This window comes from Lysinibacillus sp. KCTC 33748 (assembly GCF_002237755.1).
Lineage (GTDB): Bacteria > Bacillota > Bacilli > Bacillales_A > Planococcaceae > Lysinibacillus.
On record NZ_MWSJ01000053.1, the window covers coordinates 1 to 1529 of the forward strand.

The window sequence follows — 1529 nt, forward strand, 5'->3', positions numbered from 1 at the left end:
AAAAACATACTAAGATTAGTAGTGCAGACCAAGGCATTGGTTCGTACTACTATTTTTTTATATAGTAGAGGTGAAGAATAGGTCGGGCAGCTCTTTGGATCTTGAATCCGTAAAAAAAACTGACCTACTTCACAACCTTATTTGAATCAGGTTTAAGTATGTTGGATCCTTTGAGATCGTGTATAAGAAATGGGAATCAATAAGGCTAATGTGAAGACTTCAAAACACATAGGGAGGGAGAACATGAAACATGTCATCGCCTTTGATATTAGTATGGGAAAGAGTTATATGGTTGTCTATAACGCGCTGAAAAAATGTCAGTTGGAAAAGGAAATTGCGCACAATCGTCCGGGATTTATGGACCTTAAAAAGTTAATTGATGACTTAATTGAAGGATATGATGAGCAACCTCATATCGTATTTGAATCTACAGGAGTCTATTCAAGAACACTGGAACGTTTCATGCAAGAGAACAACTATAGTTATTGCCTATTAAATCCCTTGGAAGCAAAACTCCAATGTGATTCCTTACGGATTCACAAAACGGACCGAAGTGATGCACATCGATTGGCACTCACACACTTTACGCACGAAAGACGGATTGAAACAGATTCCAATGATGTTTACCGTCAGTTAAAACGATTATCGAGACACTACAGCGAATTGGATGATGAATTGAGCGTCACTCGCAGTCGATTGCATAAGGTCGTCCAGGAAACATTTCCTGAACTCGAGAATATCTTCACGACCAAGTCTGAACTGTTCCTAAACGTAGTACAATTATACCCTCATCCAGATCTAGTCTTGAATCATTCAAAAACAATCATTAAAAATCGAATACTCGCAAACACAAATAAACGAATGGCAGTAAACAAAGCAGAGGAAAAAGCTGTTGAATTAATAGAGGCCGCAAAGCAATCTTACCCCGCCGCGTCTTCAACAGATGTGGTTTGTGATCAAGTTCGTGTATATGCTAAACGGTTTCAAGAGCTTCTCCTTCAGAAAGAACAATGTATCAGTAAAATGGAGTCGATAGCCGAAAGGATTGAAGAATATAGCATAATACGTAGTATTCCGGCTATTGGAGCTAACTCAGCTGTCAGAATCATAGCAGAAATTGGGAACATTCAGAGATTTGATAACAACAGACAGTTGAATGCCTATACAGGTATTGATATTAGGCGGTATCAATCCGGGAAGTTTATAGCTAAAGACAAGATTAATAAACGCGGCAATAAACACCTACGTAAAATAATGTATCTAACCGTTCAGAACATGATTAGACAGCGACGATTTGGTGGAAATCACATTGTTGAGTACTACGATAAATTAAAAACGCAACCCTATAACAAATGTCATAAGGTTGCCTCCGTCGCATGTGTAAACAAGTTATTGAAAACGATCTTCTTTCTTGTCACACATAATCAAAACTACGACTACAGGTTGGCTCCCTAGTACAGTCGTAGCATCAGTTTAACATACTAAAGCCTTATGAAAAATCGAAAAATCACTAGGCTTATTCGGCATGG

At 38.3% G+C, this 1529-nt stretch carries 1 protein-coding gene; it reads left to right on the forward strand.

Annotated features, from left to right (window positions below; translation table 11 throughout):
* The first annotated feature begins 243 nt into the window (after positions 1-243).
* Complete coding sequence (locus tag B1B04_RS25205; protein WP_079564504.1) at positions 244-1455, forward strand: IS110 family RNA-guided transposase; 1212 nt, start codon at positions 244-246, stop codon at positions 1453-1455.
* Positions 1456-1529: the final 74 nt, after the last annotated feature.

What these genes read in the sequence shown, in the direction of transcription:
- B1B04_RS25205 (WP_079564504.1), top strand. Translation starts at nt 244, where the DNA reads ATGAAACATGTCATCGCCTTTGATATTAGTATGGGAAAGAGTTATATG.